This window comes from Arthrobacter sp. AFG7.2 (assembly GCF_002892835.1).
Taxonomy (GTDB): Bacteria; Actinomycetota; Actinomycetes; order Actinomycetales; family Micrococcaceae; genus Arthrobacter.
Genome location: NZ_PJMB01000005.1, coordinates 198,178 through 210,961, shown reverse-complemented (window position 1 = coordinate 210,961; position 12,784 = coordinate 198,178). Strand labels below are relative to the sequence as shown.

Below are 12,784 nucleotides of genomic sequence, written 5' to 3'. Positions count from 1 at the left end.
TGCGGTCTAGGTGATCGCTGAGATCCCGGTGACCGCCCGGCCCACAATCAGGGTGTTGATCTCGAAGGACCCCTCGTAGGTGTAGATGGCTTCGGCGTCGGAGAAGATCTTGGCCATCCTGTAGTCGGTCACGATGCCGTTTCCGCCCAGGATGGACCGTCCCAGCGCCACAGTCTCCCGCATCCGCGCGCTCAGGTATGACTTGGCCAGCGCCACCTGCGGCATATCGGCGGCGCCCTGATCCTGGAGCCGGGCAAGCCCGGCCATCATCCCCATGCTGGCCACAGCATTGCCCAGCATCGTCACCAGTTGCTGCTGGATCAGCTGGAAGTGTGCCAGCGGGCGGCCGAACTGGCGGCGTTCGACGGCGTACTGCCGGGCGACGTCGAACGCGGCGAGCTGCTGGCCCACCGCCTGCCATGCCACCATGATCCGCGATCCGCGCAGCAGCTCCCTGGTGTCCGCGAAGCTGTTGATCGAAGCGAACCGGTCGGCTTCAGCCACGTGCACCTCGTCCAGGACGATGTCCGCGTTCTGCACCGTCCGCAGCGCAATCTTGTTTTCGATCCTGGTCCGGCTGACTCCAGGCAGGGTTCCGTCCACGATGAATCCCCGGACGGACCCGTCAGCCTCGTCGCAGGCCCACACCAGCATGTAGTCGCAGAACGTCCCGTTGCCGATCCACCGCTTCGCCCCGTTCAGCACCCAGGCATCACCGCCGTCGTCCGGCTCGCCGGTCGCCGAGGAGATCCTTCTGGCCCGGGTTTCCATGCCGCCGGCAACGTCCGAACCGTGGCCGGGCTCCGTGAGGGCGAAGGCGCCCGTGATGCGCAGGCTGGAGGCGTCTGCCAGCAGCCGCTGCTTCTGGTCCTCGCTGCCGAAGTCGTAGAGGGATTGGACGAACAGATCGTGGTGGACCATGAAGAACGTGGCGATCGAGGTGTCCACCCTTGTCATTTCGGCTATCACCAGGCCGGCGAACAGGTGGCTGTAGCCGCGTTCTGCGGGGGTGCTCAGTTCCAGGGCAGCCAGTTTGGGAAGGATATGCGCCGGGAATTCCGCCTTGTTCCACCAGTCCCCCGCGTACGGCGCGATCTCCGCAGCCAGGAACTCGCGCAGTTCCGCGAGCTTGTCCCGTTCCTTCCGGTCCAGCAGGGATTCGAAGGCAAAGAAGTCCGCCGAGGGCAGTTCCGGGAGGCTGCCTCCCGCGCTCTCCGGCCCGGTCATTTCGGCCCCATCCGGATGGCACCGTCGAGCCGGATGGTTTCCCCGTTCAGCATGGCGTTGTCCACGATGTGCGCCACCAGGTTGGCATATTCGTCCGGCCTGCCAAGCCGGGAGGGATGCGGCACCTGTGCGCCCAGGGAGTCCTGGGCCTCCTGCGGCAGGCCTGCCATCATCGGCGTTTCGAAGATGCCGGGCGCGATGGTGACCACGCGGACGAGTGAGCGCGCCAGCTCCCGGGCGATGGGCAGGGTCATCGCCGCAACGGCGCCCTTGGACGCCGCGTACGCCGGCTGCCCGATCTGTCCTTCGAAAGCCGCAACCGAGGCGGTGTTGATGATCACGCCACGTTCGGGTCCACCCAGCCTTGTTATGGCCGGTTCTGTTGCCACCATCGCAGCCGCTGCCAGCCGGAGGACGTTGAAGGTGCCCAGGAGGTTCACCTGGATGACGCGGCTGAAGGCCCCAAGCGGAAGTGCGCCGTCCCTGCCCAGGACCTTTCCCGGCGTGGCTATTCCGGCACAGTTCACCACGATCCGCAGCGGCCCCAGGGTGGCGGCGGCGTCGACGGCGGCCTGCACCTCGGCTTCGTTCGTCACGTCCGCGGGGGAAAAGACGGCGGACCGGCCCGGTGCGCCGGAAGCGTTGAGGTCTGCTGCGAGCGCCGCCCCGGCGGAGGACGGCAGGTCAACCAGCACAACGGACGCACCGTCGTCGAACAGCCGCCGGGCTGTTGCCGCCCCCAGGCCGGAAGCACCTCCGGTTACCAGTGCCACGGTGCCGTTGACGTCCATACATCCTCCTTGATGCGTGCCCCGGAGGGCTGAAAGCCCCCCGGTGTTAGTTAGTGAATGTTAACTGAAATGTAAGGCGCCCGCACCAGCAGTCAGTCCCGGGTGATGAAAGAACCCGCGTTAGGGTGGAATCCATGACCCGCCTGGACCCCTCCCCTGCCGAGCGCCAGGACCGAGCCAACCACGCCGCCCGGTCCGTCACGGCCCTCTTCGGCAGGAGGCTGTTCTTCCTTCCGGGCACCCATCTCGGCGCTGTCCAGTGGCCCCCGCCCGCTCGGCGGACGTACCTGAACGGAACCCTCCTGCGCCCTTGGCACTACTGGTGGCAGGCACACTACGTGGACTGCCTGGTGGATGCGGGCAGGCGCGAACTGGCTAATGGCGGCACCCCGCCTGACAGGTTCAACGGCCCCGGCCATCCCGGCGCCGGGCGGCTGGCCTCCCGGCTCATCACCGGAATCCGGCTGCGCAACGCCTTCACCTTCGTCAACAACTACTACGACGACATGGCCTGGCTGGCGCTGGCCGCCCTCCGGCTCGACACCCTTGCCGGGGACGACGGCAGGCCAGGGCGAAAACGCAACGCGCGCCTCCGGGCATCACTCACCCGCCAGTTCGACGCCGCCTGCACGGATGACCTGGGCGGCGGCGCCTTCTGGAGCAAAAAGCACGATTTCAAGAACACCCCGGCAACGGCACCCATCGCGCTGTATCTCGCCCGGAGCGGCCGCACGGCGAAGGCCAGGGAACTGCTGGCCTGGCTGGACACCACCCTCTTCGACCCGATCCAGGGCCTGTACCTGGACGGCGCGCGGCTGAACCCCGCGGGGGACGTGGTGGTGGAAAGGGCTGTCTACACCTACAACCAGGGCCCTGTACTGGGCGCCCTCCTTGAGGTCGGCGGGGAAGCAAACCTTGACCGGGCGTCCGTGGTGGTGGACGCAGTGGACCGTCTCCTCACCATCCAGGCAGGCGGGGCAACTGCACACGGCGGCGGCCGGGTGCTGCGCTGCGAGGGAACGGGCGACGGCGGCCTCTTCACCGGAATCCTTTGCCGCTACCTTGCCCTGGCCTCTGCCGATGAGAGGCTTCCCGCAGCAACACGCGGCACCGCGGCACGCCTGGTGACCGACACGGCTGACGCTTTGTGGTCCGGGAGGCGCCGCGTCGAAGCCGGCGAAGGGAAGCCAATGCGGTCCGCCGCCAGCATCTTCTCCCTGCACGCCGCCAAACCGGCCAGTGAAACGCACCCGCCGGGAGCCGTCGTCGAACTTTCCACCCAACTGCAGGCATGGATGGTCCTGGAGGCAGCGGCTGCCCTCACGCCGCCCTGCGATTAGGACACGCAACAGTTCCGTAATTCATGTGATGCTCATCACTTTAACCGCTTTCCGGGTTGGAGCTTAGGTTTGCCTACCCTACAGTTCCTGAAGGAGGCGTTCTTCCCCAACGCCTGCCAGGACCCCCTGACGTTTCCCCAGAAAGCAGTCCCTCAATGAAGATCCGCAACAGCGCGCTGGCCGGCATCGCACTTGCCGCCACCGCAGCACTTGGACTGACCGCCTGCGGCGGCAGCACCACTCCGGCAGCCACAGGCTCTTCCGCCGCGTCCGCCGGTGGGGACGCCGGTGAAATTACGGTCTACAACGCCCAGCACGAGAGCCTGACCAAGGAATGGATCGACGCCTTCACGGCGGAGACCGGCGTCAAGGTCACCATGCGGCAGGGCTCGGACACCGAGCTTTCGAACCAGATCATCCAGGAAGGCGCAGCATCCCCGGCTGACGTTTTCCTGACGGAAAACTCCCCCGCCATGACCCAGGTGGAGAACGCGGACCTGTTCGCGGACGTGGATGCGGCCACCATCGAGCAGGTGCCCGAAGAGTTCCGGCCTTCCACCGGCAAGTGGACCGGCATCGCTGCCCGCTCCACCGTCCTGGTGTACGACAAGAACAAGCTGACCGAAGACCAGCTGCCCAAGTCCATGCTGGACCTGGCCAACCCGGAGTGGAAGGGCAAGTGGGCTGCTTCCCCGTCCGGCGCAGACTTCCAGGCCATCGTTTCCGCACTGCTGGAGCTCAAGGGCGAGGCCGCCACCGAGGAATGGCTCAAGGGCATGAAGGAAAACTTCAAGGCCTACAAGGGCAACAGCACGGCCATGAAGGCCGTCAACGCCGGCGAGGTTGATGCCGCCCTGATTTACCACTACTACTACTACGGGGACCAGGCCAAGACCGGCGAGAACTCCCAGAACGTTTCCCCGTACTACTTCAAGAACCAGGACCCCGGGGCATTCGTTTCTGTTTCCGGCGGCGGCGTGCTGAAGACCTCAAAGAACCAGGCCGCGGCCCAGGAATTCCTGAAGTTCATCACGGGCAAGCAGGGCCAGGAAGTCCTGAAGGACGGCACCTCGTTTGAGTACGCCATCGCTTCGGATGTCCCGGCCAACGAAAAGCTGGTTCCGATCGCGGACCTGCAGGCTCCCACCGTGGATCCCGCAAAGCTCAACTCCGAAAAGGTCACCGAACTGATGACTTCGGCAGGACTCCTGTAATTTCGTGACCTCTGATCTATCGGCTCCCCCGCAAGGGAGCACGACGACGGCGGGCCGGGGCAACAGCCCCCGCCCGCCTTTCGGCGTTTCTGCGGTCTCCGCCCTGGCGGTGCTGATAGCCCTGTTTTCGCTCGTCCCGCTGGGCTACGTCGTGTACATGACCGTGGCAACCGGGTGGGACACCGCCGTCGAACTCATCTTCCGGCCGCGCGTGGCCGAACTGCTGCTGAACACCATCCTGCTGATGGCGTTCACCGTCCCGCTGTGCCTGGTCCTGGGTGTCACGGGTGCCTGGCTGGTGGAACGCACAACGCTGCGCGGTGCCAAAATCTGGGCTGTGCTGCTGGCCGCGCCGCTGGCCATCCCCGCGTTCGTGAACAGCTACGCCTGGGTTTCCGCGATCCCTTCACTCGGCGGGCTGGGCTCAGGCATCCTGATCGCCACGCTGTCCTACTTCCCGCTGGTCTATATTCCTGCTGCTGCCGCCCTGAGCCGGCTGGACCCGGCCATCGAGCAGTCCGCGGCCGCCCTAGGCCTGGGTGCCTGGCGGACGTTCTTCCGGGTGGTCCTCCCCCAGCTCCGCATCGCCATGACCGGCGGGGCGCTCCTGGTGGCCCTGCACCTGCTGGCCGAGTACGGGGCCTTCGCCATGATCCGCTTCGACACGTTCACCACGGCGATCATGGTCCAGTACCAGTCCACCTTCAACGGCGCGGCGGGGAACATGCTCGCCAGCGTGCTGGTGTTTTTCTGCCTCCTCCTGCTGCTGGCCGAGGTCAGGAGCCGCGGCACAGCCCGTTACGCACGGATCGGCCCGGGCGCCCAGGCCAGGGCGACCCGCCTGCCGCTGCACGCCTACCAGGTTCCTGCCCAGCTGTTCCTGCTGGCACTCACGGCCCTGGCGTTCGGCCTCCCACTGTACTTCGTGCTGCGCTGGGTGGCCTCCGGCGGACCGGCCGTGTGGGCTGCCGACGAGTTCCTGCCGGCCCTGCTCACCACCCTCGGCTACGGCCTGGCCGGAGCCGCTGCCACCACCGTAGTGGCCTTTCCCATGGCGTACCTGGCCGTCCGCCATCCCGGCTGGTTCAGCAAGTCGCTGGAGCTCTCCAACTACATCACCAGTTCGCTGCCCGGAATCGTGGTGGGCCTGGCCTTCGTCACCGTGAGCATCCGGATAGTCCCGGGGATCTACCAGACCGCCGGAGTCCTGGTGGCTGCCTACGTCCTGCTGTTCCTTCCCCGCGCACTGGTCAACCTCCGGGCGGGCCTTGCGCAGGCGCCCAAAGAACTGGACGAAGCTGCGCAGGCGCTGGGCAAGCCTCCGCTCGTATCGTTCGTCCGGGTCACCCTGCGGCTCACGGCACCCGCTGCCGCGGGCGGTGCCGCGCTCGTGTTCCTGGCCATCGCCAATGAACTCACCGCCACCCTGCTGCTGTCCCCCAACGGAACCCGCACCCTTGCCACCGAGTTCTGGAGCAAGAGCAGCGAAATCGACTACGCCGGCGCCGCCCCGTATGCCCTGCTGATGATCCTGCTCTCCGCCCCCATGACGTACCTCCTCTTCCAGCAGTCCAAGAAAGTAGCCGGACAGTGACAGAACAAGCCCCTTCCCGGCTGCCGGAGCCACGGATCGCAGCGTCCGTGGCTCCCACCACGAACAGCCATCTGGAAATCACGGACGTCACCAAGAACTTCGGCAACCAGGCCGTCCTGAAGGGCGTCAACCTCTCCGTGGCCAAGGGCGGAACCACAGCCATTGTGGGACCCTCCGGTTCAGGCAAAACCACCCTGCTGCGGCTGATCGCCGGATTCGAACACCCCGAGACGGGCAGCATCGCGCTGAACGGTACCAAGGTGGCGGGCGACGGCGTGTGGGTACCGGCGCACAAACGGCATATCGGCTACGTGGCGCAGGACGGCGCCCTGTTCCCGCACCTGAGCGTCGGGCAGAACATCGCCTTCGGACTGGATCCGGACCGCCTCCCTGGCGGCAGGCATGGGGTGGCTGCCCGGATCAGCGAACTGCTGGAGATGGTGTCACTGGACCCTGCGATGGCAAAGCGCCGCCCGCACCAACTGTCCGGCGGCCAGCAGCAGCGGGTTGCCCTGGCCCGGGCCCTGGCGCGCGAGCCGGAACTGATGCTCCTTGACGAGCCGTTCTCGGCTCTCGACGCGGGGCTTCGGGTGGCCACCCGGCGGGCCGTGGCCAAGGTCCTGAACCAGGCCGGCGTCACCACCATCCTGGTCACCCATGACCAGGCTGAGGCCCTGTCCTTCGCGGACCAGGTGGCTGTGATGCGCGGCGGGAAACTCGCCCAGATCGGCAACCCGTTCGTCGTGTACACCCGCCCTGCAGACCGCGCCACCGCAGAGTTCCTCGGCGACGCCGTCATCCTGGACGCCTGGCTTGAAGGATCGCTGGCAACCTGCTCCCTGGGAGCCATTCCCGTCCGCAGGCCCCCGGCGCAGGGCCGGGTGCAGCTGATGCTCAGGCCGGAGCAGATCCGTATTGCCGAGGACGGGGCCATCCGCGGAGTGGTGGTGGACACGGACTACTTCGGCCCGGAAACCACTGTGCGCCTGAAGCTCTCCGTCCCGCCACAACTGGCTTCCAGCCCGGACCACCGCTACCCCGGCGGCGGCGAAGTCATTACCATCCGGCACTGGAACGCGTCCATCGCCCGGCCGGGCATGGAGCTGTGCCTGCGCGTGGTGGGCGAAGCCGTGGCCTTCCCGCTCGACTGACCCGGGGCTGGAAGCAGCAGCCCGGGGTTACTGCGTTTCGGGTGCCTGGCCACCGGGCCGCTTCTTCTGTGGATAGGGTGTCTCCCCGCGCGCCAGCATCTCCACGAACCCGGCAATTCTCCGTTCCCGCGTGGCCGCCTGCTTGGCCGAGTTGATCCGATAGATCAGCGCGTACCGGTTTGTCCCGGTGAGGACATCGAACATGGCCCGGGCGGCGGGAACCGCGGCTATGGCGGCCGCCAGGTCCTCCGGAACCTGCGCCGTCGCCTGTCCGCCATAGGCATTGTCCCAGCGGCCGTCAGCCTTCGCCTCGTTCACCGCTGCCCAGCCGGCATCGGTCATCCTGCCCGCCGCATCCAGCCGTGCCACATAGCTGACGTTCCTCGCCGACCACGGACTCCTGGGCCTCCGCGGCGTCATCCGCTGGAAGGACGTCTGCTCGTCACGGCGGCGTGCCTGGCCATCGATCCAGCCAAAGCACAACGCCTCGTCCAGGGCAGCCGCGTAATCCAGCTCCGTGATGGTGCCGCCCTTCTTGTGCAGGATCAGCCAGACGCCCGGGCTGGTGCCGTGGTTTTCTTCCAGCCAGCTGCGCCACGCCGCCGCGTCAGGCAGCAGCAGTTCTTCAAGTTCAACGGCCATGGCCCTATTCTGCTCCTGCCTTCCCAAGGCACAAGACCTGCCCCTCCGTGCCACTATGGACTCACAGCCTCCGTTTTTCTTGAAACAAAGGAATGTCCATGCTCCGCGTGCGCCCCCTTCACTTCACCTCCAGGCTCGACTCCTGGGACAGCCTCCTCACCGCCCTGGGCATGATCCGCACCGAGAACGACGCCGGCTGGCCGGTTTTCGACGCCGGTTCGGGCCGCCTGGCCCTCCACGCCGTGCCCGCGGGAGCCGCTGAGGACGGGACCACCGAACTGGCCGTTGAGGTGGGCGACCTGGCGGAGTTTGCCCGGCGCACCAACCTGGCGGCTGAAGAGGACGGGAGGACGCCGGCCGAGCTCATCACGGCGGACCACGGCGAAACCTGCAGGATCACGGCCCCTGACGGCTTCAGCTTCCTGGCGGACAAGGCCGCCCACGGCGCCATGGGCGCCGACGCCGATCCGGCTCTCGCCGTCGTCGGGGTCTGGTTCACGGAGGATCCCGCCGCTGCTTCCCGGACCCTGCAGCAGGTGGGGGCCCGGCCGCGCCCGGTTCCGGACCAGGACGAGACCGCCGACTTTGCCGCCAAGAACGGCGGGATCCTGATGGTCCGCCCGGCCTCAGGAACGCCGCGCTCCGGGCTGGGTTTCGAGTACGACGGCGGGCTGGAACCTTTGCGGGACCGCCTTGCCTCGGCCGGTTTCCAGGCCAGCGTCACGGAGGAAGCCTTCGGACGCACGCTGCACGTCGCCAGCCCCGACGCCGTGGCCGGAGCAGCAGCCCACGTCCCGGGCACCCTCTGGATCTCCCGGCGCCACGCCTGACAGCCCCCAGTGGAGCCGACGTATTCCGCCGGAAGCTTAGCCTCACCCGTCCGGCAGCGTCCCATGGGGTAGAACTTAACCATGAACGTGCGCACACCTGACCCGAATCCCGGCTGGCTCTCCGAAGAAGACCTCTTTGAGGCACGCGGGCGGCTGCCCATGGTGTATGTGGAGGCAGTGCCGGTCAGGCTGGACCCGCTGGGTTTCGTCAATGAAGTGGGAACCCTGCTCCAGGCTGATGAGGACGGGACCATGATCCGCTCCCTGGTGTCGGGCCGTGTCATCTACCGGGAGACCATCCGCGCCGCGCTGCTGCGGCACATGGAAAAGGACCTGGGACCGCTGGCGTTCCCGCAGCTGCCCATCAGCCCCGTCCCCTTCACGGTGGCGGAATACTTCCCGGCGCCGTCGCAGACCGGTTTCACCGACGAGCGGCAACACGCCGTGGCCCTGGCCTACGTCATCCCCGTGACGGGCGAATGCGAGCCCCGCCAGGACGCCCTGGAACTGACCTGGATGACCCCCGAGGAAGTCCTCAGCCCCGGCGTCCAGATGGAATTCGCAGGAGGCCGCGGTGGCCTCATCCGCCAGGCGCTGGCCTTCGCCGGCGTCGGCTTCTGACACCCACGCGGGAACCTGGGGGTCCCCGATTTTAGCTGCCCGCCTTTGTAGACTGTAGGGCGGACCGCAAGAGAATTTAAGGACTCCCATGACCGAAACACCAGCCGCCAGGCACCATCTTGAACAGCAGGCTGGATCTCTGACCACCGGCAGCCACATCGTCCTGCCCGACGGCGGACGGACGGCGGAAATCCATCAGGTTGAGCTGGAGAGGGATGACTTCGGCGCGCCAGCGCTGGTGCTCGCCAGCCTTTCCGGCGGTGGAACCCTGCGCATCGCAGTGGGCACCACGGTGACAGTGGTGGAGGGGGCGTCCGACGCCGTCACGCAGCTTCCGGGGGCCGCGGCCACTGAAGTGGAGGCGAGGCAGGAGCCGCAGAAGCAGCCCGGCGGAGCCCCTGCGCCCGCTGCCGCCGCTCCCGCCGTCGTCGTACCTCCCCTCCCGCCGGTACCGCCTGCACTGAGCGGCCCCAGCGAGGAGGACCTGGCCCTGATCCCCGCCCCGGAGGGCACGCCGGAGTCCGTGGTGGAAGCTGCTGCGGAAGCGCACCCGGATGCCATGGGCGTCCTGCTGCTCGCGGACCGGTTGGCCAAAGGGGTCAACTTCAAGTCCGGCAGCTGCCTGAAGGACCTGAGCGACCTCGCCCACGAGCTGTTCATTACCCTCAAGGACGCCGAGGGCTCGCTGGCAGTGGCCGACCTCCTCAACGTCCTGCCCTTCGACGGGAACCCGGGCCGGTGGGCCTCCGTGGAAGCGTCCCTGGCACTGTCCAGCTACATCTGCCGGCAGAACGGCCAGCCGGAGCGTGCCGAGGTGTACGAGAAGCTGATCCGGACCCCGGAAAACCAGGAAACGGATCCGTTCAAGGCCAGGATGGCGGCCAAGGTCCGGCAGCGCTCGCTCAATGAGCCCAACCTGTATGACAAGGAAATTTTCCGCTCCATCGACAACTCCAACCATGACGCCGAGCGCGAGTGGCGCCTGCTCCGGCTGGAATCCCTGCTCTTCCTGCGGGCGCACGGCGGCTCGGAAACCATCGGGATGGGCGAACTGGAGCGCCGCATCAGCAATGAACTCGAGGCCGTCCGCGCCTGACACTGCGCCTGGGAGCCCTGCGTGATTAGGTCATTTGCCCCTACCCGGCAACCTGCCGGAGTTGTACATTCGGGGCTATGACGAACAATCTGAGCGTAGTGATCAACGCCGACGTGCCGCAGGTCTGGACCATGCTGCGCGAACCGTCTAAGGTCGCCCAGTGGCACGGTTGGCAGGCAGAGGACCTGGACTCCGAGATCAAGGAGATCTACTTTTCCGGCGACGTTGAGGAGTCCCCGGACCACACCAGCGTGACCGTCCATGGCGGCGATACCTTTGAGTTGAAGCCCGTGCCCAACGGGACGCAGGTCAGTGTGACCCGCGGGGCGCTGGACCACGACTCCGAATGGGCGGCTTGGGACGAGGACATCACCCAGGGATGGCTGACGTTCCTCCAGCAGCTGCGCTTTGCCCTGGAACGCCATCCGCACGCCAGACGGCACACCCTGTTCCTGCACCTGACGGAAGGCCAGGGCTCCGCGATCGACAAGCTCGGCCTGGCTGACCTCCCCGCGCCCGGTGAGCCCTACCAGCTGACCCTGGGGACCGGCGAGGAGATCAGCGGAAAGGTCTGGTACCGGACCAGCCACCAGGTGGGCCTCACCGTCCACAGCTATGCGGAGCACGGCGAGGGGCTGCTGGTGGTGGCCGACCACCCCGCGATCAAGGACGTGCGCGAGGAGGGCGAGGGGTCCATGGTCATCGTCTCCACCTACGACCTGGGCGCCGCGAGGCTGGAGGCCATCCGTTCGTCCTGGGACACCTGGCGGGCTGAGCATTACCCCGCCTCGGAACCGGCCAGCTGAGGGCCCAGCTGACCGGCCGGTTGCCGGGACTGGGCTGCTTGCTGGCACACTGGTACGGTGCCAGCCAACCCTGCCCCTGCTCCTTCCCCTGCCGACACCCCGGTTGGACCGGGTCCGCACACTGCCGCTGATGAAGCACGGGCACGGCAGTCGGAGTTTTCATTTCGGGTAGGCACCCGCCTGGCTGAGAGCTCCGCGCCGACTGCTGTGCAGGAAACGTCCAACGGCGGCCGGTTCCTGGGACGTACGGGCACCATCTCCACGCCGCACGGTGAGATCCAGACGCCGGCGTTCATCGCCGTCGGAACCAAAGCCACCGTCAAGGCCGTACTGCCGGAATCCATGGCGGACCTGGGTGCCCAGGCCCTGCTCGCCAACGCCTACCACCTGTACCTGCAGCCCGGGGCGGACATCCTGGACGAGGCCGGCGGTCTTGGCCCGTTCATGAACTGGTCCGGACCCACCTTCACGGACTCCGGCGGATTCCAGGTCATGAGCCTTGGTTCAGGGTTCAAAAAGGTCATCGACATGAAATCCGTGGACGCGTCCGGGCCAGATGACGCTGTCGCTCCCGGCAAGGAGCGGCTGGCCCATATCGACGACGACGGGGTCTGGTTCAAATCTCACCTGAACGGCGACAGGCACCGCTTCTCCCCCGAAATCTCGATGCAGGTCCAGCACCGGATCGGCGCGGACATCATGTTCGCCTTCGACGAGCTGACCACCCTCCAGAACTCGCGCGGGTACCAGGAGGATTCCCTGGAGCGCACCCGGTTGTGGGCCTTGCGCTGCATCGAGGAGCATTTCCGCCTGACCTCGTCCCGGGTGGGCAAGCCATATCAGGCGCTGTTCGGCGTCATCCAGGGCGCGCAGTACGAGGACCTGCGGCGGAAGGCGTGCCGGGACCTTGGCGCCATGCCGTTTGACGGGTTCGGCATTGGCGGGGCTTTGGAGAAGGAGAACCTGGGAACCATCGTGCGATGGTGCAACGAGGAACTGCCGGAGGACAAACCCCGGCACCTGCTGGGCATCTCGGAGCCGGATGACATCTTCACCGCCATCGAGAACGGGGCCGACACCTTCGACTGCGTCTCCCCCACCCGGGTGGCGCGGAACTCTGCGTTCTACACAGCCCAGGGCCGCTTCAACCTCTCCGGGGCCAAGTACAAGCGGGACTTCGGCCCGCTCCAGGACGGGTGCGACTGCTACACCTGCACCAACTATTCCCGGGCGTACATCCACCACCTCTTCAAGGCCAAGGAGATGTTGTCAGCCACCCTGATCTCCATCCACAACGAGCGCTTCGTGGTGAAAATGGTGGACGATGCCCGCCTGGCCATCGAGGACGGGACCTTCTTCGACTTCAAGGCCGAGACGCTGGGGCAGTACTACTCCTGAGCCGGGGCGCCTCCCGCCGGTTCGACGGTTCCCTGCCCACTCGACGTGCCGAGTGACCGCGTGCGCAGGGAACC

At 66.9% G+C, this 12,784-nt stretch carries 12 protein-coding genes; 9 read left to right on the top strand and 3 right to left on the bottom strand.

What is annotated here, in order from left to right; translation table 11 throughout:
* Positions 1–6: 6 nt before the first annotated feature.
* Together CXX84_RS11365 and CXX84_RS11360 are read right to left on the bottom strand one after the other, a co-directional pair.
* Entirely contained in the window at positions 7–1,227 is a 1,221-nt protein-coding gene (locus CXX84_RS11365; RefSeq protein WP_102976814.1) for an acyl-CoA dehydrogenase family protein, read from the bottom strand.
* A complete protein-coding gene (locus CXX84_RS11360; protein WP_102976813.1) occupies positions 1,224–2,018 on the bottom strand; it encodes an SDR family NAD(P)-dependent oxidoreductase in 795 nt (264 codons plus the stop codon). Before CXX84_RS11360 ends, CXX84_RS11365 begins: the two co-directional genes overlap by 4 nt.
* A 134-nt stretch (positions 2,019–2,152) precedes the next feature.
* Here CXX84_RS11360 and CXX84_RS11355 point away from each other — a divergent pair, with 134 nt between their 5' ends.
* The 4 genes from CXX84_RS11355 (at position 2,153) to CXX84_RS11340 (ending at position 7,317) form a co-directional block, all read left to right on the top strand.
* Complete coding sequence (locus CXX84_RS11355; protein ID WP_102976812.1) at positions 2,153–3,358, top strand: glycoside hydrolase family 76 protein; 1,206 nt, start codon at positions 2,153–2,155, stop codon at positions 3,356–3,358.
* A 155-nt stretch (positions 3,359–3,513) separates the two neighbouring features.
* A complete protein-coding gene (locus CXX84_RS11350) occupies positions 3,514–4,572 on the top strand; it encodes an iron ABC transporter substrate-binding protein (RefSeq protein WP_102976811.1) in 1,059 nt (352 codons plus the stop codon).
* A gap of 4 nt (positions 4,573–4,576) precedes the next feature.
* The gene (locus tag CXX84_RS11345; protein WP_102976810.1) at positions 4,577–6,166 is read left to right on the top strand and encodes an ABC transporter permease; all 1,590 of its coding nucleotides are present in this window, start codon (positions 4,577–4,579) and stop codon (positions 6,164–6,166) included.
* On the top strand, positions 6,163–7,317 hold the full coding sequence (locus tag CXX84_RS11340) for an ABC transporter ATP-binding protein (RefSeq protein ID WP_189337567.1): 1,155 nt from the start codon (positions 6,163–6,165) through the stop codon (positions 7,315–7,317). Before CXX84_RS11345 ends, CXX84_RS11340 begins: the two co-directional genes overlap by 4 nt.
* A gap of 27 nt (positions 7,318–7,344) precedes the next feature.
* Here CXX84_RS11340 and CXX84_RS11335 read toward each other — a convergent pair whose 3' ends face one another.
* Entirely contained in the window at positions 7,345–7,959 is a 615-nt protein-coding gene (locus CXX84_RS11335) for a YdeI/OmpD-associated family protein (RefSeq protein WP_102976809.1), read from the bottom strand.
* A 98-nt stretch (positions 7,960–8,057) separates the two neighbouring features.
* Between CXX84_RS11335 and CXX84_RS11330 the strand changes: the two genes are divergently transcribed.
* The 5 genes from CXX84_RS11330 (at position 8,058) to tgt (ending at position 12,710) form a co-directional block, all read left to right on the top strand.
* Positions 8,058–8,789 carry a hypothetical protein gene (locus CXX84_RS11330; protein WP_102976808.1) on the top strand — a complete coding sequence of 244 codons (732 nt, stop codon included), beginning with the start codon at positions 8,058–8,060 and terminating at the stop codon, positions 8,787–8,789.
* An 81-nt stretch (positions 8,790–8,870) separates the two neighbouring features.
* Positions 8,871–9,410, top strand: coding sequence for an NUDIX hydrolase family protein (locus CXX84_RS11325; RefSeq protein WP_102976807.1), 540 nt, complete (start codon positions 8,871–8,873; stop codon positions 9,408–9,410).
* Positions 9,411–9,498: 88 nt separating this feature from the next.
* Positions 9,499–10,506, top strand: coding sequence for a DUF6707 family protein (locus CXX84_RS11320; RefSeq protein WP_102976806.1), 1,008 nt, complete (start codon positions 9,499–9,501; stop codon positions 10,504–10,506).
* Between the two features lie 77 nt (positions 10,507–10,583).
* Positions 10,584–11,312, top strand: coding sequence for an SRPBCC family protein (locus CXX84_RS11315; protein WP_102976805.1), 729 nt, complete (start codon positions 10,584–10,586; stop codon positions 11,310–11,312).
* 57 nt (positions 11,313–11,369) lie between these two features.
* Positions 11,370–12,710, top strand: a complete 1,341-nt coding sequence (tgt, locus tag CXX84_RS11310) for a tRNA guanosine(34) transglycosylase Tgt (RefSeq protein WP_102976804.1) — start codon at positions 11,370–11,372, stop codon at positions 12,708–12,710.
* Positions 12,711–12,784: the final 74 nt, after the last annotated feature.